Source organism: Kitasatospora phosalacinea (assembly GCF_000716545.1).
GTDB lineage: Bacteria > Actinomycetota > Actinomycetes > Streptomycetales > Streptomycetaceae > Kitasatospora > Kitasatospora phosalacinea.
The window spans coordinates 1-226 of sequence record NZ_JNWZ01000222.1; the positions used below are offsets into that span (position 1 = coordinate 1).

1 pseudogene is annotated in these 226 nt (G+C 74.3%); it reads left to right on the forward strand.

Annotation, left to right across the window (positions count from 1 at the left end):
• Positions 1 to 226, forward strand: a pseudogene (locus tag OO48_RS34235) (acetyl-/propionyl-CoA carboxylase subunit alpha); the annotation flags it as partial.

Here is a 226-nt window from a genome sequence, read left to right on the forward strand (position 1 = left end):
GCCCGAGGGCCGCGAGACCGTGGTCGTCGAGGTCGGCGGCAAACGCATCGAGGTCTCCCTGCCCTCCTCCCTCGGCGCCGCCACCGCCCCCGCCACCGGTGCGTCCACCACCAAGGCCAAGCGCCGGACGGGCCCCAAGAAGGCCACCTCGGCGGCCTCCGGCGACACCCTGGCCTCCCCCATGCAGGGCACCATCGTCAAGGTCGCCGTCGAAGAGGGCCAGACC